The organism is Bacillus sp. FSL K6-3154, from assembly GCF_040869395.1.
Taxonomy (GTDB): Bacteria; Bacillota; Bacilli; order Bacillales; family Bacillaceae; genus Bacillus; species Bacillus safensis.
On the sequence record NZ_CP152033.1, the window covers coordinates 2,285,921 to 2,304,483 of the forward strand.

The 18,563-nt window shown below is 40.5% G+C and carries 26 protein-coding genes and 1 pseudogene; 18 read left to right on the plus strand and 9 right to left on the minus strand.

What is annotated here, in order from left to right; genetic code table 11:
• Nucleotides 1-47: 47 nt before the first annotated feature.
• The 3 genes and pseudogenes from MHH61_RS11700 to MHH61_RS11710 all read left to right on the plus strand — a co-directional run.
• Nucleotides 48-176 (plus strand): annotated as a pseudogene (locus tag MHH61_RS11700) (MmcQ/YjbR family DNA-binding protein); the annotation flags it as partial.
• Nucleotides 177-343: 167 nt separating this feature from the next.
• Nucleotides 344-1,105, plus strand: a complete 762-nt coding sequence (locus tag MHH61_RS11705; protein ID WP_024427808.1) for an SDR family oxidoreductase — start codon at nt 344-346, stop codon at nt 1,103-1,105.
• An 85-nt stretch (nt 1,106-1,190) separates the two neighbouring features.
• The gene (locus tag MHH61_RS11710) at nt 1,191-1,316 is read left to right on the plus strand and encodes a hypothetical protein (RefSeq protein ID WP_277600443.1); all 126 of its coding nucleotides are present in this window, start codon (nt 1,191-1,193) and stop codon (nt 1,314-1,316) included.
• Between the two features lie 24 nt (nt 1,317-1,340).
• On the opposite strand, the gene MHH61_RS11715 is transcribed toward MHH61_RS11710, so the two are convergent.
• Entirely contained in the window at nt 1,341-1,709 is a 369-nt protein-coding gene (locus MHH61_RS11715) for a UPF0715 family protein (RefSeq protein ID WP_025093561.1), read from the minus strand.
• 277 nt (nt 1,710-1,986) lie between these two features.
• Between MHH61_RS11715 and MHH61_RS11720 the strand changes: the two genes are divergently transcribed.
• Nucleotides 1,987-3,135, plus strand: coding sequence for a type II asparaginase (locus tag MHH61_RS11720; RefSeq protein WP_029707961.1), 1,149 nt, complete (start codon nt 1,987-1,989; stop codon nt 3,133-3,135).
• 35 nt (nt 3,136-3,170) lie between these two features.
• On the opposite strand, the gene MHH61_RS11725 is transcribed toward MHH61_RS11720, so the two are convergent.
• A complete protein-coding gene (locus MHH61_RS11725) occupies nt 3,171-4,064 on the minus strand; it encodes an alpha/beta fold hydrolase (RefSeq protein WP_125587423.1) in 894 nt (297 codons plus the stop codon).
• A gap of 56 nt (nt 4,065-4,120) precedes the next feature.
• Nucleotides 4,121-4,573, minus strand: a complete 453-nt coding sequence (locus MHH61_RS11730) for a MarR family winged helix-turn-helix transcriptional regulator (RefSeq protein ID WP_025093559.1) — start codon at nt 4,571-4,573, stop codon at nt 4,121-4,123.
• 420 nt (nt 4,574-4,993) lie between these two features.
• Between MHH61_RS11730 and MHH61_RS11735 the strand changes: the two genes are divergently transcribed.
• The 4 genes from MHH61_RS11735 (at nt 4,994) to MHH61_RS11750 (ending at nt 8,969) form a co-directional block, all read left to right on the plus strand.
• Nucleotides 4,994-5,599 (plus strand): TetR/AcrR family transcriptional regulator, encoded by a 606-nt coding sequence (locus MHH61_RS11735; RefSeq protein WP_122631434.1) that lies wholly within the window; start codon nt 4,994-4,996, stop codon nt 5,597-5,599.
• A gap of 31 nt (nt 5,600-5,630) precedes the next feature.
• Nucleotides 5,631-6,827: an MFS transporter gene (locus tag MHH61_RS11740; RefSeq protein ID WP_125587422.1), complete on the plus strand. Its 1,197-nt coding sequence runs from the start codon at nt 5,631-5,633 to the stop codon at nt 6,825-6,827.
• A 138-nt stretch (nt 6,828-6,965) separates the two neighbouring features.
• Nucleotides 6,966-7,994 (plus strand): acyltransferase family protein, encoded by a 1,029-nt coding sequence (locus MHH61_RS11745; RefSeq protein WP_125587421.1) that lies wholly within the window; start codon nt 6,966-6,968, stop codon nt 7,992-7,994.
• A gap of 186 nt (nt 7,995-8,180) precedes the next feature.
• Entirely contained in the window at nt 8,181-8,969 is a 789-nt protein-coding gene (locus MHH61_RS11750; protein ID WP_125587420.1) for a GNAT family N-acetyltransferase, read from the plus strand.
• Here the strand turns inward: MHH61_RS11750 and MHH61_RS11755 are convergent.
• Complete coding sequence (locus tag MHH61_RS11755) at nt 8,961-9,434, minus strand: GNAT family N-acetyltransferase (RefSeq protein WP_125587419.1); 474 nt, start codon at nt 9,432-9,434, stop codon at nt 8,961-8,963. The genes MHH61_RS11750 and MHH61_RS11755 overlap by 9 nt on opposite strands.
• A 41-nt stretch (nt 9,435-9,475) precedes the next feature.
• On the opposite strand from MHH61_RS11755, the gene MHH61_RS11760 reads away from it, so the two are divergent.
• Entirely contained in the window at nt 9,476-9,745 is a 270-nt protein-coding gene (locus MHH61_RS11760) for a YesK-like family protein (RefSeq protein WP_024425418.1), read from the plus strand.
• Here the strand turns inward: MHH61_RS11760 and MHH61_RS11765 are convergent.
• The 3 genes from MHH61_RS11765 to MHH61_RS11775 all read right to left on the minus strand — a co-directional run bounded on the left by MHH61_RS11765 (nt 9,742) and on the right by MHH61_RS11775 (nt 11,365).
• A complete protein-coding gene (locus tag MHH61_RS11765) occupies nt 9,742-10,281 on the minus strand; it encodes a GNAT family N-acetyltransferase (RefSeq protein WP_073204019.1) in 540 nt (179 codons plus the stop codon). The two genes, MHH61_RS11760 and MHH61_RS11765, sit on opposite strands and share 4 nt — an antisense overlap.
• Nucleotides 10,278-10,673, minus strand: a complete 396-nt coding sequence (locus MHH61_RS11770; protein ID WP_024425420.1) for a VOC family protein — start codon at nt 10,671-10,673, stop codon at nt 10,278-10,280. The genes MHH61_RS11765 and MHH61_RS11770 overlap by 4 nt, the downstream gene beginning before the upstream one ends.
• Before the next feature lie 68 nt (nt 10,674-10,741).
• Nucleotides 10,742-11,365, minus strand: a complete 624-nt coding sequence (locus MHH61_RS11775; RefSeq protein ID WP_125587418.1) for a GNAT family N-acetyltransferase — start codon at nt 11,363-11,365, stop codon at nt 10,742-10,744.
• 149 nt (nt 11,366-11,514) lie between these two features.
• Here MHH61_RS11775 and MHH61_RS11780 point away from each other — a divergent pair, with 149 nt between their 5' ends.
• From MHH61_RS11780 to MHH61_RS11805, 6 genes are all read left to right on the plus strand, one after another.
• On the plus strand, nt 11,515-12,066 hold the full coding sequence (locus MHH61_RS11780; RefSeq protein ID WP_125587417.1) for a TetR/AcrR family transcriptional regulator: 552 nt from the start codon (nt 11,515-11,517) through the stop codon (nt 12,064-12,066).
• A gap of 77 nt (nt 12,067-12,143) precedes the next feature.
• The gene (locus MHH61_RS11785) at nt 12,144-12,686 is read left to right on the plus strand and encodes a dihydrofolate reductase family protein (protein WP_025093553.1); all 543 of its coding nucleotides are present in this window, start codon (nt 12,144-12,146) and stop codon (nt 12,684-12,686) included.
• A 108-nt stretch (nt 12,687-12,794) separates the two neighbouring features.
• Nucleotides 12,795-13,268, plus strand: coding sequence for a MarR family winged helix-turn-helix transcriptional regulator (locus MHH61_RS11790; protein ID WP_125587416.1), 474 nt, complete (start codon nt 12,795-12,797; stop codon nt 13,266-13,268).
• The gene (locus MHH61_RS11795; protein ID WP_125587415.1) at nt 13,252-13,875 is read left to right on the plus strand and encodes a nitroreductase family protein; all 624 of its coding nucleotides are present in this window, start codon (nt 13,252-13,254) and stop codon (nt 13,873-13,875) included. Before MHH61_RS11790 ends, MHH61_RS11795 begins: the two co-directional genes overlap by 17 nt.
• A gap of 17 nt (nt 13,876-13,892) precedes the next feature.
• Entirely contained in the window at nt 13,893-14,945 is a 1,053-nt protein-coding gene (locus tag MHH61_RS11800; protein ID WP_024425426.1) for an LLM class flavin-dependent oxidoreductase, read from the plus strand.
• A gap of 350 nt (nt 14,946-15,295) precedes the next feature.
• On the plus strand, nt 15,296-15,589 hold the full coding sequence (locus MHH61_RS11805) for a hypothetical protein (protein WP_025093551.1): 294 nt from the start codon (nt 15,296-15,298) through the stop codon (nt 15,587-15,589).
• Between the two features lie 32 nt (nt 15,590-15,621).
• On the opposite strand, the gene MHH61_RS11810 is transcribed toward MHH61_RS11805, so the two are convergent.
• Complete coding sequence (locus MHH61_RS11810) at nt 15,622-16,185, minus strand: helix-turn-helix domain-containing protein (RefSeq protein WP_024425428.1); 564 nt, start codon at nt 16,183-16,185, stop codon at nt 15,622-15,624.
• Between the two features lie 110 nt (nt 16,186-16,295).
• On the opposite strand from MHH61_RS11810, the gene MHH61_RS11815 reads away from it, so the two are divergent.
• Complete coding sequence (locus tag MHH61_RS11815) at nt 16,296-16,883, plus strand: LysE family transporter (RefSeq protein ID WP_024425429.1); 588 nt, start codon at nt 16,296-16,298, stop codon at nt 16,881-16,883.
• A gap of 4 nt (nt 16,884-16,887) precedes the next feature.
• Here the strand turns inward: MHH61_RS11815 and MHH61_RS11820 are convergent, their stop codons facing one another.
• Entirely contained in the window at nt 16,888-17,439 is a 552-nt protein-coding gene (locus MHH61_RS11820; protein WP_125587414.1) for a GNAT family N-acetyltransferase, read from the minus strand.
• Between the two features lie 123 nt (nt 17,440-17,562).
• Between MHH61_RS11820 and MHH61_RS11825 the strand changes: the two genes are divergently transcribed.
• Complete coding sequence (locus tag MHH61_RS11825; RefSeq protein WP_024427790.1) at nt 17,563-17,748, plus strand: CsbD family protein; 186 nt, start codon at nt 17,563-17,565, stop codon at nt 17,746-17,748.
• A gap of 148 nt (nt 17,749-17,896) precedes the next feature.
• A complete protein-coding gene (locus MHH61_RS11830; protein ID WP_025093548.1) occupies nt 17,897-18,559 on the plus strand; it encodes an O-methyltransferase in 663 nt (220 codons plus the stop codon).
• Nucleotides 18,560-18,563: the final 4 nt, after the last annotated feature.

The following is an 18,563-nucleotide window of genomic DNA, read 5'->3' on the forward strand; positions in this document are numbered from 1 at the left end:
TTTCTGAAAAAGAAAAGTGAATGTAAAAAGGGTCAGATATCTTTCCTCAAGGAATTATCCCTGGCTACTATATGAATAAGACTCATTGGAATTCCATTTACCTTCATGCAGACATTCCATCCTCATTTGTAGTGGAGGTAATTGAACATTCCTACCAATTGGTTTTTCAAAAATGAACAAAAAAATCTCAACATGACATCCTCCAAAATGATTCAAAAGGAAGTGACTGAGGAGCTGTATCTCAGTTAGACATAATGCCCTTTGACTCTCTTCAAAATTGACTTGAGCGAAACGCTGTCGTTATAATTTAACCAGTTAGAAGACACGAATAGGGGGATATAAAATGGGCTATACAGTCATTACAGGAGCAAGCTCAGGTATTGGATATGAGGCGGCTCTCGCCTTTGCAGCACGAGGGGAAAATCTTATATTAGCTGCACGCCGGCTTGATAAACTCCAAGAATTGAAGATGAAGATTCATGATCAATATCCCGATATCAAAGTAGTCATACAGTCAGTCGATTTAACAAACAAAGAGCAAGTGTATTCATTTTATGAATCATTATCAGATTATGAGCTGGATACGTTTATAAATAATGCAGGGTTTGGTCACTTTGGCTCTATAGGAGAACAAGATTTAAGTAAAATTGGGGACATGCTTCATCTGAATATCGAAGCATTAACGATTCTATCCACTTTATTTGTTCGTGATTATGAGCAAGTAGAGGGAGCGCAGCTCATTAACATTTCTTCACGAGCCGGTTATACAGTCGTCGGCAATGCCGTCACCTATTCAGCAACGAAGTTTTACGTGAGCGCCTTTACAGAAGGGCTGGCCCTAGAGTTGAAAGGAAAAGGAGCCAAATTACAGGCAAAAGTATTAGCGCCATCCGCGACAGAATCAGAATTTGCAAAGCGTTCATTGGATGTTGACGAATTTGAATATGAAGGCAATTTCAAGAAATATCATACATCAAAAGAAATGGCAGCTTGTATGCTTGAGCTTTATGACAGTGAAAAAACAGTCGGTATTGTGGACGGAAAGACATTCGAATTTGAATTAAAAGATCCGATCTTTTCACACGCTGGTACAGTTATGAAATAAAGATTCCATCACTGAGGTAGATATCCTCAGTGATTTTTTTATGGTGTGATTGACTGTGTGGTCAAGCAAAGGAGGAATGTAACAAGTGAAGGCGATGAAGCATCACAAAATTGCCCTTCATTACTATACAGAACAGGATTTTGTACGTCCTAGGAAGATCGCTCAAGATGGATACCGATTATTTGATGGGAAAAAGATAGACATGCTTTAAAGAAAATGAAAAAACACCTTCGCGTTAGGTGTTTTTTTCATGCATTCTTTGATAAAACAAAGAATCACAAGTCCAGTAGATAAGACTGCTCATGATGATAATTGGTAAAGACGCCTGGCTCCCAATACCATCGATGAAAAAGAGCATGACAACCATTGCAATCAGTAAATACGCAGCTAAATAAAGAGGATGGAAAGCCTTTGGCTGCAAAGAAAACAATAACTGCAAAGGAACCGCAAAGACGAAATAAAAAACAAAAAAGATAGGAATATAAAATATCAGAAACGCAGGTTCAGCTTGAATAGGTGGAAATAAGCAGACAAACAAGCCGAGTAAAATAGAGCTGATGAATAGTGTGATGAGGATTTTGTAAAAGGGTTGAAGCGAATGCAAAATGTATACTCCTTTTTTGTAAAATTTACTATATTTTATCATAAATTCATTATCAAGCATCGGTTATTTTTAAAATACGCTACCTTCAATACTCAACTGAATTACAGCAAATTTAGGTAATAAGAATTGAATAAATCATTAATATAACGACCTTTTTACCTTTATTTGGTTCTATATCTTTAGCCTCATGTCGATGAATGAAGGTATGGTATAAAGTAAAGCCTATAGAAAGAGATTTAGCCATGAAATCCATCAAATGAGGAAAAGAGATGATCCAATGAACATGACAAAATGGTTAGGTGCTGTCCTTCTTTCTGTTTTATTATTGGTGACAGCAGCCTGTGCGAACACAGGCACTCAAGAGAATACTCAAAGCGAAAAAGAAAACGTATCCAATGAAACAAAAGAGAAAAACAAGGCGGTTGAAACAGGGAATAAGTCCTTATCAAATATTAAGGTATTAGCCACGGGCGGGACGATTGCTGGCAGTTCAGACAGTGATACAGATACGACGGGCTATAAATCTGGTTCACTCGGCATTGATAAAGTCATTGCTTCCGTTCCACAGCTGAAGGATATTGCAAATGTCACGGGTGAGCAGGTTGCGAATGTCGGCAGTGAAAATGTTGATAACGCTCTTCTTTTAAAATTAGCCAAGCGAGTGAATGAACTATTAAAAGATGATCAAGTAGATGGCATTGTCATCACGCATGGAACAGATACACTTGAAGAAACAGCTTACTTTTTACATCTGGTTGTTAAAAGTGATAAGCCTGTGGTGGTCGTTGGCTCAATGAGACCAGCATCCGCAATCAGTGCGGATGGTCCGCTTAACTTGTATCATGCGGTGAAAATTGCATCAACCAAAGAAGCAAAGGGCAAAGGGGTCATGGTCACATTAAATGACCGAATTGCATCAGCTCGATTTGTTACGAAAACAAACACGACCACAACCGATGCGTTCAAGTCACTTGAGCAAGGATACATCGGAGAAGTTACTGGTGAAGTGGTGTCCTTTTATAACGAACCGACAAGAAAACATACGACTGAAAGTGAATTTGATGTATCAAAGATAAAAGAATTACCGCAAGTCGATATTTTATATGGCTATCAAAATGATCAAAAATATATGTATGATGCAGCAGTAAAAGCAGGTGCGAAAGGGATTGTCGTCGCTGCAGTAGGAAATGGAACGATGTCAACAGAAGCCATCAAAGGGGCAACAGATGCAGTGAAAAAAGATGTGGTTCTTGTGAGGTCAAGCCGTACGGGTAATGGAATTGTCACCCATGAAAAAACGGATGATGAACATCACTTTGTGTCGTCTGATTCATTAAACCCGCAAAAAGCACGTATTCTGCTCATGCTGGCACTAACGAAGACAAAAGATCCAGTTAAAGTGCAAAGGTATTATGAACAGTATTAATGAAGAAAAAGACCCAAGTCATATTGGGTCTTTTTTTATGCATGTTCCTGAAGTTCAGCACGCTCCTTTAAAGAGAGTAAAATATCTCGCCAAATATCGTCTACATCAGTAAGAAAGTGCCCTGCTTGATCGATATAATGGGTTTTGACGTTTGGAATCGCCTGAGCTATTTTTTCTATTTCTACAAATGGAGCCATTGTATCTTCTTTTCCGTGCCAGACATCAACAGGGATTTGAATATCTTTCATATCGAATGCCCATGGTTTCGAGAGTAAAATGGGTTCACGAATACATTCATCCACCGATTGACGAGTTGCTTCGTATAAATGGGTCATCATCATCTCTAACTGCTCATCGGTTTGAAGGAATTGCCGATCCCACGGATGTAAATGCTTGTTACCGTTTTTGGCCAGCTTCTTAAATTTCTCTGGTTTGTTCTCAATCATTTTCTTTTGGGAATGATAGCTTGCTTTCAATAGCCAAGGAAACTTCTTACTAAGGAAAAAGGCTAATTTATTTTCTTTCAGCATGTTTTTCGGCGGTTTCCCGTTCTGAAAAGGGGTTGTACTTGAGATCAGTGCAGCTGAAAGGACGCGATCCGGCAATTGATAGGCACAACCAGCAGCGAATGCGCCGCCTCCAGATACACCCATCACTGAAAAATGTTGAATACCAAGATCATCTGCCACTTCTAGCACGTCTTTTGCCCAGTCTAAAATTGTACGGTCAGGTAGAGGGGTAGATAAACCAAATCCAGGTCGATCAACACAGATGAGACGAATGCCGAGTTCTTGAGAGATTGGATCATCATCTAAAAACATCACTCTTGATCCAGGTGTCCCATGAAAAAAGAATACTGGAAACCCTTCAAGATCACCGTATTGAGTCAAACCGATGTACCGGCCATCTTGTAAATGAATGCTTTGCATATTTTCATCCCCTTAATAGTTTAGATAACTTAAGTGTTGATGAGAGAAACACCGTATTAAGGCGCTTCTTTTGCAATCTGATAGATTTTTTCGTATAGAGATAGTAATGTTTTTAAATCTTCTTTTGGAAGCTTTGCATAATATTTTTGTATAAGGTGCAGTTGAATGTCTTCCGTATTCTTGTGATAGTCATGGCCCTTTTGAGCAAAATCAACAATGATTTCTCTTCGGTTATGTGGATTAATTTCTCGTTTGACATAGCCGAGCTTCTCAAGCTTTGATACAAGCTGGCTAGCTGCGCTCGCAGAAATCGAAAAGTAATCAGCTAATTCATTGATTGTTCTCGTTTTCGTGCGCAATAGCTCAAGTGTCAGCTCTTGTTTGGCTGATAAATCTGCATACTCATGTTTTAAAAATCGCTGATACTCTTCTACATAAATTGAGCCTAGAGCATTTGAGTATTCAATGATCTTTTTACCGTAATGAATGATTTCCTCATCCAATGACATCACCTCTTTTCTATTATAGGCAATCTTTATATTTAAGTGAAGTTAAATATAAAGAAAAGTTAAATGAATGACGGATATACTGAAAGGGAGATCATCGGTATATCCACTTTTTCATCAAAAAGGGACAAAGAATACTTCCCATGATTCCCGCACATTCATAAAATGTCGTTGGCTTGAATTTGAACACGTAGTACGCCAAAGTAGCCATGAAAAGGTCGCAGAAGAAAAATACGTATAAGTCCTTTTTGGTGATAGCGCAAATGACTGTTCTGTTTGTTTTCACATGAATCACTCCTTATGAAGTCAATGCCTTTTTCATTGTATTATGATAAAAATCCATTTATAATAAAAAAATAAACCAACTGGTCGGTTTTATTTTGTCCGTATGAAGAAATGCAGGGTAGAAAGGGATTGTGACACATGACAAGTACACAAAGCGGGGCTGGAAAGAGTGAGAAGACGAAGCAAAAAATCGTCACCGCTTCTCGTGATTTATTTGCGAAAAAAGGATATTCAGAAACATCCGTGCGCGATATTTTAGAGGCTGCTGAGGTGAGTAAAGGCAATCTCTATCATCATTTCAAAGGAAAAGAGTTTTTGTTTCTTCATATTATGGAAGAGGATCACCGTTTGATGATGGAAACGTGGCATGAGGAGAAGAAAACACAGCACCGGGCTGTCGATAAGCTCGCTGCATTTGCAGAGATGCTCAGTCAAATGGGCATTAACTACCCATTAATGAGAGCGAGTGAGGAATTTTGTGCCAGTGCTTTTACATCAGACGAAGTCATGGAGCGGCTGAACAAGATTGATGTCGATTTTGATGATGTGATGAGAGATATCTTACTTGAGGGAAATGAAGATGGCAGCTGGTCGATCCAGCATGTGGAGTCAAAAGTGAAAATATTACTTTCCGTTTTTTATGGATTAGACGTGTTATATAAAAATGACACCATTGAGCAGAAGAAAGAGTTACAAAAAGAGGCGATCTCATTGTTTATTCACGGGATCAACCATCATGAGTAACAAGTGAGTCAGTAAAGGGGAAACAAACATCATGCAAAAACCGATTCGTGAGCAAAAAGCAGTACTCGTGATTTTATTAAGTAATATATTTATTGCGTTTTTAGGCATTGGTCTCATTATTCCTGTCATGCCGCTATTCATGAATGTCATGCATCTAACAGGGAGTACAATGGGATACCTTGTGGCGGCGTTTGCCGTTGCCCAGCTCATCGCATCACCTATTGCAGGTAGATGGGTAGACCGCTACGGAAGAAAGATTATGATTGTGTCTGGGCTGTTTCTATTCGCGTTATCAGAACTCGTTTTTGGTCTTGGTACACACGTGTATGTTCTGTATTTTGCAAGGCTTCTAGGCGGTATTAGTGCGGCATTTATTATGCCGGCTGTCACTGCATATGTCGCAGATATTACGACCGTTCAAGAAAGATCAAAGGCGATGGGCTATGTCTCTGCGGCCATTAGTACCGGTTTTATCATCGGCCCGGGAATTGGCGGGTTTATAGCAGAATACGGCGTACGCCTGCCATTCTTCTTTGCGGCAGGAATTGCGTTTATTGCCGTCATTTCGTCTATGTTTATGCTGAAGGAGCCTTTAACAAAAGAAGAGCGAGAGAAGCAAATGAATGAAGTGAAAGAATCGACTTTCTTTAAAGATTTGAAAAAATCAATTCATCCAAGCTACCTCATCGCCTTTATCATTGTGTTTGTCCTCGCATTTGGACTATCTGCATATGAAACAGTCTTTAGCTTGTTCACAAATCATAAGTTTGGATTTGGTCCAAAAGATATTGCCGTCATCATTACCGTCAGCTCGATTGTGGCAGTCATCATCCAAGTACTTGTGTTTGGTAAACTGGTAAATGCCCTAGGAGAAAAAAGAGTCATTCAGCTATGTCTGATTATCGGGGCTGTCCTTGCTTTCGTTTCAACCGTTGTTTCAGGCTTTTTGGTTGTTCTGATTGTCACATGTGTCATTTTCCTTGCGTTTGATTTATTGCGTCCAGCATTAACGACCTTCTTATCCAAAATCGCTGGCAACCAGCAAGGATTTGTAGCAGGGATGAACTCCACCTACACAAGTCTAGGTACGATTTTCGGGCCGGCACTTGGCGGCATTTTATTCGATCAAAATATTCATTTCCCATTTTTATTCGCAGGTGTTGTCTTATTTCTTGGATTAGGCTTAACCCTTATTTGGAAAGGGAAGGAAACGGTTGAATCTGATTAGATTAGGGGCTCTAACTAGGGCTCTTTTTTTTGTTCCTTTTGGATAGATTTTTGAATATAATCACAAGGTCCCTGTTGATAAGGTGTTATTCATGTTAATCTAATACATGTTTTACCAAATACAGGAGGGGGATTTTCAATGCAAATTAAAGAGATTTTTTTTATTCGGTGTATCTCGTGTTTGAGTGTTGTGCTCATTCATGCAATAGCCATTTTATCTAGTCCTCAATCATCATCGATTCTTGTAGCACTACTCATGTTCAGTACACCGAGTTTTATTTTCATTTCTGAGTTTTTATTGGCGCATGCTTATCCAAATGGTACACCTAAAGGATTTATGTGGAAGAGAGTGAAAGCCATCTTTTTCCCATTTGTATTTATTGGGATTGTCGATGGATTTATGCATTCGGCATCGTTAAATGGAGGGGCAGCTGACTTTTTTAAAAGAGCTTCAGCAAATGTCTTATTGGGAAATTATATTGGTTATTTTGTTCTGATTATTTTTCAATTTTACTTTTTGCATATGTTTTTTCACAAAATTGCTAAGCGTACCTCAGCCAAATGGGTATTGCCGATCTCCTTTATCATCACAGTTGGTTATTTAAGTGTCATGAACCTCGTCAAAATCCCACAACCTCAATTACCTAATCCAATGTTTGGCTTAGAATGGATTCCATTTCCAGGGTGGTTATTCTATTTTTGTTTAGCCTATTATTGTGGAGTGAATTATCAGCAGTTTATCACAAGACTTCATCGTTTTAAGTATGCCGTGTATGGACTTGTTTTGATTTCCGCAGCGACCCTTCTAAGCAATTCATATGTAGGCTTTTTCGAGCCTTCTTCTAAGAGGCCAGACGTTGTTCTTTATACAATCAGTATTGTCTTCTTATGTTTTCTCTTGTTTTCTAAAGTGAAAAGCGTTCCACCTTTCGTAGCTGTCATTAGTCAATATTCATTCACCATCTATTTGCTTCACGGGTATTTTCTAGGTATCTCTGTGTTGCTATGGGGACAATTAAAAGATTATCCATTCTTTGTAGGGACAATCATAATATCAGCACTAGCAATTGCTGGATCTATCCTATTGTCATGGTTAGCGAATCATTATAAATATGGCTATATGTTTGTCGGTAAAATCAACAGAACGAGACGAAAAACAGTCGCTTAACCCTGATTTGGAAGGGGAAGGTGACAGAAGAAGCATGAGTAGAATAATATCATCCAGAATGTAAGAGACCTTTTAAATGAGGTCTCTTTTTTAAAAAAATTGCGCCTTTGCAAAATCCCTTTTTTTGCAAAGAATTCTCTATGTCAGCTGCTTTTTCTTTATAATGGAAGGATAGGAGGGAGCATCGTGCATCTATTGAAGCAGCAAAAGACACCATTAATGAAAAAAGGAATTAGACAGATCGATCCGGCATATCCAGTGTTTGTAGATGCGGTCATGGATGGCATGATACAAGGACATCTTTATGTAGATGATGAAGCGCATCCGCTTGTTTATTTTCTCGAAGCTTCATGCGGCATTTATTATGTAGCAGGAAGGAGTGAAGCGGAGCTGTTACGCTGCTCAGCCTTCATTGTGGATGTGTACGAAAGGCAGAAAAGACAAAACGGCCGATTCACCTTATTTTCAGCAAATCCATTAACAGATGCAATGATGAAAAAATGTCTTGGGTTACATCTGAATGAAATGGAAAGACATGCGTACGTTTATTCACAGGCATATTCTCATGCCACTCAGCCTCATCCAGGCTATAGAGTAGAGCGGACAAATGAGCAGGTGATGACTGCAAGCAGTGCTTTCCCTCCTAGCTATTACGAAGCCTATTGGGGAGAAACAGCTCGTTTTCTATCAAAGGGAATCGGGATTGCCATTTTAAATGGAGAGAACGTGGTAAGTGAATGCGTCTCTATTTTTTCAAGTATGGATCGTGCGGAGATAGATATTTGGACAGATGAGTCTTATCGCGGAAAAGATTTGGCGCTGCTGGCAGCTCAGCATATGATCAGCATCTGTCTTGAAAAAGAGAGGACGCCGCATTGGGATTGCGATGTCCATCACCTAGCTTCAATCAAACTAGCAGAGAAGTTAGGCTTTCAGAGGCTCAAAACCTATCGATTGTTTTATGGTTCAAGATGAGAAGGTTTTGAGAAACCAAGCATCCATTGCAGAATGCTCAGAGCCTTCAAGCGGTTCTGAAAGAAGAGAAAAGCCATATCGCTGATAAAGGCCTATAGCTGCTGTTAATTCCCGGCGGGTTTCTAAATAACACGCTTCGTAGTATGCAGAGGCATATTCCAGTGCCGTATCCATCAGTTTTTTGCCCGCACCTTTTCCTTGTGCTTTTGGACTTAAATAAAGCTTTTGTAATTCACATACTCCCTTTGTAAATGGAGCAATCCCTACACCGCCCACAATCTCACCCTGCTCTTCAGCAATCCAATAGGCTGCATGAGTCAATGATTGATAGTATTCGAAAAGCTGGTCAAGTTGGGGATCAGTGTAGGCTGTTCCTTCAATCGCTAGATTCGCTGATTCTAGTGACTGGCGGATAATCGCTGCGATATACGGGTTGTCTTTTTGCTCAATGGGTCTAATGTTCATTTGAAGTACCTCCATTGTTATGGGTTAGGAGTTGATATCACATGTTCTGGCTGCAAACCGCCTTTTTTACAATCGTTGTCTTGTGTCTCTCGTGGTGGGCAGGGAAAAGACGCCGGCAGCGCCATGCGGGGTTCATTGTCCCAATATGCTTGATTTTATTTGGTTTGGTTTTATTGATTGTTAGTTTTTTTATTGGCAGATGGGAAGGCATGGTGCTTAGTCTAGCGAGTATCTCTATCGTTCTCTCTTCCATCATTTGTTTAATCATCGTCACTGGGATTCAATTTTTTAAAAAAGATGACCCTTCTTAAGCAGGAGCATCTGTATCCATCATGTTTTTATATTCTTCACGAAGGATGCCCATGATGATGACATCTGAGTATGTACCGTTGAAATAGAGCGCTTGGCGTCTTTTTCCTTCATATTGAAATCCGGCTTTCTCATAGCTTCGAAAGGCTCTTGGATTGTGGGAAAAGACTTCAAGCTCTAGACGGTTGAGTTCTAATGTGTCAAAGGCAAATGCTTGAACCATCCGAACAGCTTCAGTGCCATAGCCTTTTTGAAAATACTCTGGCCCGTGAAGCGCAATGCGGAAGCTTGCCGTATGATTGATTGGATCAATGTCCACAATCGCCGCATCTCCAATCATCTCTTTCGTGTCTAGTAGACAAATGGCGAAATCTCGTCTGCTGTCATCCTGCAAAAAGCGGGTATAGGCGGAGCGAATTTCTTCTAGTGTGAACGTTTTGCGTGTGCCAGTCATATAAAGTGTTTCTGCATGCTGGCATCCTCTTTGAATACCAGGATAATCTTGCTCTTCAATCGGTCTCAAAAATATACGAGTCATGACGGATCACCCTCCTCTATATATCGAGAGATTTCAATTAAATTCAGATCAGGATCACGGATATAAACAGATTCAATAGGACCTAATGTACCTGTGCGTCTGACCGGCCCCTCTTCAATGGGGACCACTTGCTTCCGGAGGTGCAGCAGCAAACTGTCCATGTCTAAATCGGTGATAAAGCACAAATCATGAGAACCAGGAAGAGGATGAGCCGCTTTTGGCTCAAATTCATGACCAGCTTCATGAAGGTTGATCTTCTGTAAACCAAAACGAAGCGCTTTACGGCCTTCACCAAAAGTTTCTTCCTTCATCCCTAATACGTTTGTATAAAAGCGAATGGTGTCCTCCATATGTTGTACAGTCAACACGATATGATCAAGTCGTCGTATCATCAGTCTCTCCTCCAAGTATGATCATTGATTGAACTGACTCTATTATATCATCACCTGAAGAGGATACCTTATTTAATCACGGTTTTATAGCTCCAGCTTTCCAAGGACATTTCCTTTCCGTGCAGTACCCTTTCATCAAACTCCATCCAGCCATTTTTTCGGTAGAAATGACGATTGGCCTCGTTGTGTGTCATCAGTGTAAACAGTCCGCCGCCTTGCCGGGCGATAAAGGGAAAAAGGCATTGCTTTAACATGCGGCTTCCGAGTTTTTTTCCTTGCTGGTCTTTTGCCACGACAAGTGCTTCTAAATACCAGTAAGGCTGCTTTAAGGAAGAACATGCCTTTTTCGCCTCCTTTAACACACGGAACACATGCTGAACCGCCGATATACCGCCAATGAAGAGCAGCTTTAACCCACCTGATAACACGTAATCCATGACGCTTGGTTCAGGAAGACGCGGATGCTTTAAAAGGGCAGCAGACACAATGTTCTCGTTTTCAACCCCGACCAAACAGATTTGATGCTGAAAATACACCTTTGTATTGACCAAATGCAGCTGACGAGCGAAAGCAGACCGGTTTGAGACCTTTTCACATAATAGGTCAAAAAATGAATAGTCCTGAAACGAATCATCTAACAACTCTGCCACTTGAGGCAGTTCATCCTCTCTAGCAAGTCTAAAATGAAACATATATTGGTCCTCCTTTACTGAACACATATAGATTATTGAACATGTGTTGAGTATAATAAGAAGTAAACCAATCGAACATCGGCAATGGATGAGATCCTGTTCATAAATAGACATTTGGCGCCTGATTGTTCAACAATGGAGGGGTTGTCATGAAGGACAGACGAACAATCAAAACAAAAAGAGCCATTCGGGAAAGCTTCCTTGAGCTGTTAAAGGAAAAGGAAGTGCAGCAGATTACGGTATCAGAGCTATCAAGGAAAGCGGATTTAGGCAGGGGAACCTTTTATTTGCACTATCAAGATGTGTTTGATTTATATGAACAGCTTGAGAAAGAACTATTCGATCAGCTCGGAGGGTTATATGATGAAACCTTTCCAAGTCAGGACCCTCTTGATATGCTTTCCTTTTTAAACAAAACGACGGAGTACTTGAAAGAGAATCAATATATGTTGACGTTATTTGTAAAACCAAATGGTCCAACAACAAACCAATTCAAAGCATTTTTCAAAGAAAAAATCATGAAAGAATGGCAGCTTGATCAGCGGCCGATTACAGAGAATGAGCAAATAGAGGCCTCTTTTGTCGTGTCTGGTGTCGTGGGTGTACTCGAGGAATGGATTCACGAAGAAATGACCATTGATGCCGGCAACCTCGCGCATAAATTATACGAGCTTCTCCTCAAGGTGGAACAGGAATCGTAAAAAGTTATGTAGCTTTTGTCTTTCCTTTTTGATAAAATAGAATATATGTTCTTATTTGAAGTAAGGGAGTGGTGGGAGTGAGTGAGAAAAGGAAGCTGCTTTTTTATGGGGCGATGAGTATCGATGGATATTTAGCGAGAGAGGATCATCGGCTCGATTGGCTGATAGGGACAGAGGGCGAAGAAGAAACGAGCTACGACACCTTTTATGCGTCAGTCGATACGCTGATCATGGGGCGCAATACATATGAACAAGTTCTTCAGCTGTCACCAGATGAGTTTCCTTATGAAGGAAAGACATGTTATATCATGTCACGTACGTTACAAGACAGTCTGGAAGGAACCCATATCATTCGCGAAGATGTCTTATCATTTGTGAAAAAATTAAAGAATGAAACAGGCCGGAATATTTGGATTGTCGGCGGCGGGGGACTGCTTCAATCTTTCATAAAAGAAAGATTGGTTGATGAGCTTTTTCTTCAAATCGTACCTGTCATCATTGGAAGAGGAATTCCTCTCTTTTCGCCGGCGGATCTGGAATCCAAGTTTTCATTACAGGATGTACATCAATATAAACAAATTGCTGAAATGCATTTTATCTTAAAAGAAGAGGATCACTGAACCAAGGTGGTCTTTTTTTTATGAAATAAACTCGTTGACAAGAAAATATCCTAGTGTTAGGATAAATTTATCCTAGTTTTAGGATTTCTTGAAAAAGGAGTAGTTGCCATGGTGCAGCATGATCATGAATTAGATTTAAGGCTATTCCGCGTGTGGATGAAAGCCTATCAAGCCCTTTTTACAAATATCCAAAAAGACATTGAACGTTATGATATCGGATTTGAAAACTTTCAGATCCTTGAATTGCTCTACAGTAAAGGGCCTCACCCTGTTCAAAAAATTAGCGATATCCTCTCAATCCCAAGTGGAAGCATGACATATGTCGTGAACAAACTAGAAAAACAAGAACTGGTGAAAAGGCAATGTGCGCCTTCAGATAAGCGGGTATTTCATGTACGGCTGACGGAAAAAGGGAAGCAATTGTTTGACGATATTTTCCCTAAACACACAGAGGTCATTTCGCAAAATCTAGCCTTTATTGAAAAAGAAGAAAAAGAGCAGCTCATTGAATTACTGAAAAAAATCGGTTTAGGTGCAAAACAACTTCGCGAAAAGGGGAAACAAGATGACACTCAGCTTTGATACGTTGGTACGTGAAAGACGATCCGCATCAAATTTTTTGCCTAATATCTCGATTTCGAGAGAAGAGCTTAACAGCATATTTGAAGAGGTCAAGCTGGCACCATCCGCTTTTAACTTGCAGCATACACAATATGTTGTCGTCCAAACAGAAGAGCTGAAAGAACAAGTAAGAGAAGCGGCATTTGGACAATATAAAGTGCACTCTGCTTCAGCAGTGATCATCGTACTCGGAGATCCAAAAGCTTATGAGCACGCAGGGAACATATATGAAGGCCTAAAAATGCTAGGCATTATCAATGCGCAGCAATATGAAGAAATGGTCAGAGAGACCATGAGCTTTTATGTGCAGAGAGGAGCCGATTTCCAGAAGGAAGAGGCGATCCGCAATGCTTCCTTATCTGCCATGCTGTTTATGCTTGCCGCTAAAAATAAAGGCTGGGATACTTGCCCGATGATCGGATTTGATCCCGAAGCCATGAAAAAGGTATTAAACATTCAATCAGATTTGGTTCCTGTGTTAATGATTACACTCGGAAAAGAAAAAGTAGAGAGCAGACAAGCGAGAGGCTATAGAAAGCCAGTTTCTGAATTTGTGACATATTTATAAGACAGGGGGTTCCCATCATGGAACTAGGAATTAGTACATTTGTTGAAACAACACCCGATTTTCAAACAGGAAAAACAGTCAGTCACGCACAGCGTATTCGAGAAGTAGTAGAAGAAATTATTTTAGCAGATCAAGTCGGTCTTGATGTATTTGGCGTAGGTGAGCATCACCGTGAGGATTTCGCCGCTTCGAATCCAGCTGTCGTCTTAGCGGCTGCAGCCACACAAACAAAAAATATTCGTCTGACAAGTGCAGTGACAGTTCTTTCATCAGCAGATCCTGTTCGTGTATTTCAGGATTTTGCAACGCTGGATGGACTATCAAACGGACGTGCAGAAATTATGGCAGGCCGTGGTTCATTTATTGAATCATTCCCGCTCTTTGGCTATGACCTGGATGACTATGAAGAATTATTTGAAGAAAAGCTTGATTTGCTGTTGAAATTACAGCAGTCAGAGCGTGTAACATGGAGCGGAAAGCATCGCCCGTCCATTCAGGATGTTGGGGTGTACCCAAGACCTGTTCAAGATCCGCTTCCAATCTGGATCGGCAGTGGAGGAAACCGTGAATCTGTCGTACGTGCTGGATTACTAGGGTTACCACTTGTACTTGCCATCATTGGCGGAAGTCCTAGACAGTTCGCACCGCTCGTTCAGCTGTACAAGCAAGCGGCAGTGCACGCTGGACATGACCCTGAGAAATTAACTGTAGCATCACATTCTCATGGATTTGTTGCGGCAGAAACAGACCTGGCAGCAGATCAATTCTTCCCATCTACACAGCATGTGATGAACACATTAGCGAGAGAGCGCGGCTGGGGACCTTATACTCGTTCTACGTTTGATGCAGCGAGAACTTTAGAAGGCGCGCTGTATGTAGGAGATCCAGATACAGTGGCAGAGAAAGTCATTCACCTTAGAAAAAATGTAGGCATCACACGTTTTATGCTTCATGTACCGGTTGGTTCAATGCCGCATGATCAAGTGCTGAAAGCCATTGAGCTATTTGGAAAAGAAGTGGCTCCTAAAGTAAGAGAAGAGGTTGCCCGCTGGGAAGCAGAGCAAAAATAAATAAAAAGGCCGATCAAGAGAATAGGCTTGATCGGCCTTTTCTTATGCTTAAGGATCAATAACACATGGTTTCACTGTAGGGCATGAAGCAGCAGAAGCAAGTGGTGTGGTCGTCAAGGTGAAGAGGAAAACAAGTTGAAAACAGATGAGCCATTTTTTCATGAAATCACCTCCGTTCACAATTGTTTCACTAGATTGAGATGAGGATAAATGCATAGAAGTATGTAACACTCTCTATCCAGCATAAGACAATGATAGCATAATTTTCTAAAAAATGAAAAAATAAACTTACAAAAGTTCTAAATTATGGTATAGTTTATACGTTCAACAAAAAAGGGAGGGATTTTTTTATGAAAAAGGTCATGTCTTCTGTTTTGGTTGGAGCAATTGTCTTAACGGGTGCTGGGGTCACAACTGCTCCAGTGGAAGCAAAGGAGCAAACAAACAGTGAAGTAACGGCTCAGGCCAGTCGAACTGTTTCAGTAACAAGAACATATACGACATCAAACATCCCAGAAAGTATTGTATATGCAGAGGATGGCTGGGTAGGGATATTAAAACAAACCTCTATTGAAGAATTAGGATTAGGAAAATATAGAGTCACATTTACTGGAACAGTGGTACGCGATCCGGGATTTAATTAAATAAACGCAAAGCTGACAGGTGGACAAGCCTGTCAGCTTTTTTCATGAGGATAATAAAGAATCATTTGCATCCGTACCATTTGTTCTCCGGTTTGTTTATACGTGTGCGTCCGGTCCGCTTTAAAACGAATAGAGTCTCCGGCTTTTAAGGTGTATTGTTCATCACCAATGGATAAATCAAGGACTCCCTCAAAAACAGTGATCAATTCCTCTGTTCCCCCAATGTGTTCACTCGCACGAAGCGACCCGCCTCGATCAATTTCCACTCGGTACATTTCAAATTTCCCCCGGTCGTCAAAAGGGAAAGTCGTGTATACACGATATTTTCCATCATCTTCAGTTAAAACCTGTGCATCTTCCTTGCGTACTACCTTGATTTCAGGCTGTGGTGCGTGAATGAGCTCACTAAAAGATACCTTTAATCCGTTGGCGATTTTCCACAAAGTCGTGATGGTAGGGGTTGATTCCCCTCTTTCAATTTGTCCAATCATCGTCTTGCTGACACCAGTTAATTCTGCCATCTTTTCGAGGCTTAATTTTTTTTGATCTCTCAAAAGCCTCACATTTTTAGAAATAATCGATTGTACGTCTTCCATGAAAAAAGCTCCTTTCTCTATTTACTTTATAAAGACCGAACGTTACAATAAAACGTAATGTGCGCAATAAAGTAATTAAAGTCTAAATAACGTATAAGGGAGGCGGCATTTTGATTGTATCCATGTTGATCTATGCTTTTGTTAGCAGCTTTACCCCAGGGCCCAACAACATCATGGCCATGGTCTTTACAAATAAATATGGGGTCAAGCAAACATTTCGATTTTGTTTAGGTGTAGGTATCGGATTTCTCGTTATTTTGTGTTTGAGCTGCTTCTTTAATCTCATCCTTTATCAAGTGATGCCGAAAATAGGCTGGGTCATGGCGTTCATCGGAGCTGCATACATGATTTATTTAGCGGTCAAAATCATGAAAAGTAAAGGCGGGGATGACGAAACACTTGATCGCTACAATCATTTTATCCCTGGTATGATGCTGCAATTTATCAACCCAAAAGCGATTTTGTATGGATTGACTGTGATTTCAACATTTGTTTTGCCATATGGACAATCTAATATGCAGTATGTCATATGGACGCTGATTCTCGCACTCATTGGCTTTCTCGGTACATTCAGCTGGAGCTTGTTTGGCTCTTTGTATAAGCGTTTTTTGACTGCCTACGAAAAACCGTTCCAGTATGTGATGGGGCTGCTTCTGATATACAGTGCGATTTCGATGATATGGGGCTATGTGATGTAAGTAGTCAGGAGCTTGGCAGCTGTCTGCCCATCACAACAGTATCATAATATAATCCGTCACTCAGCCGTTTATCGTTTTTTAATACGCCTTCAATCAAAAAGCCGTGGTTCTCATATAACCGAATGGCTTTTTTGTTCGTTTCAAGCACTTGAAGAGAGATCTTCTGAATGCCCTGCTGATCTGCCCAGTCAATTGAAGCGGCTAAAAGCTCTTTCCCGATGTGGTAGCCCCAAGCCTCTTTCTGGATGGCGACGCCAAATGTCACTTTGTGAGCAGAGCGCTTGAGTGAATGGCCCTCGCATCTTGAAAAACCAACAATTTTTCCTTCAATAGCAGCGACCAAAAATAAATGCCGGCTTTGCTTGCTATCCTCTTGAATCAAAGCCTCAAATGCTTTTTCATCAAGAAAGGCTTCGCCCGGTTCACGGTCTAAATATTCTGTTTCACCATCGATTTTCAGTCTGAGAGCTGATAACTGTTTGGCATCGGCCGCTGAAGCGGACCGAATATGATAGGTCAACCCACGAACTGTGAATATTTTTTCAGAGATGATCATGAAATAGAACACCAACCCTTCTTCTAATGTCTATCATACCTGAAACGTGTACATCGCACACTCAGATGTTTTGTATCTTTCAAAAAGGCTAAATGAATAGTATCAAACGTGGAGGTGGAACAAATGAGTAAAGAAAAAGGACATATGGATAAAGCGAAAGGAAAAACAAATCAAGTCAAAGGTCAAGTCAAAGAAAAGCTTGGTGAAGCAACCGATCATCAAAACTTGAAAGCAGAAGGGAAAAAGGATCAAGCAAAAGGAAAGCTTCAAGATAAAAAAGGGGATGTCAAAAATAAGCTGAACGAGTAGAACCGAAACCAGTGCGTTGCTTCATGTATTCCTCATCACATGTCTTTCATCAAAAAAATGAATAGATGTGTGAAAAGAATTGATTATACGTTCTCACGATCATCATGTAGACTTGAGAGAGAAGACATGATCAAGGGAGATGGATGAAATGGAGCACGTGTGGGGAAAAGTTGACGAGTATATCACAGACAAGTTGATTCCTAAAGATGATGTATTGGAGCAAACCCTTACTCATAATAAGCAAGCGGGTCTGCCAGAAATTGATGTGTCACCAGCCCAAGGGAAAATGCTTTATTTATTAGCAAAAACGAAGAATGCAAAGCGCATTTTAGAAATCGGGACACTCGGTGGATACAGTACTATTTGGCTGGCTCGTGCTCTTGAAGAGGATGGGGAACTCATCACATTAGAGGCTGTCAGCCATCATGTACAGATCGCACAGCAAAACATCAGCAGAGCGGGCTTATCAGAACGGGTGAGCATTTTGGAAGGAAAGGCATTAGATACGTTATCTCAGTTAAAAGAGAAGGCTGCGCTTCCATTCGATTTCATTTTCATTGATGCAGATAAACCGAACAATCCGAAATATCTGAAGTGGGCGTTAGATTTCTCGAAAAAGGGAACAGTCATTATTGCAGACAATGTCGTCAGAAATGGTGCAGTCCTTCATGACTCTGATGAGGATGAACGAGTACAAGGAACTCGTGAATTTTTCGATTTACTCAAACAAGAGCCGAGAATAGAGGCAACAGCGATTCAAACTGTTGGGGAAAAAGGTTATGATGGATTTGTATACGGAATCGTCAAATGAAACA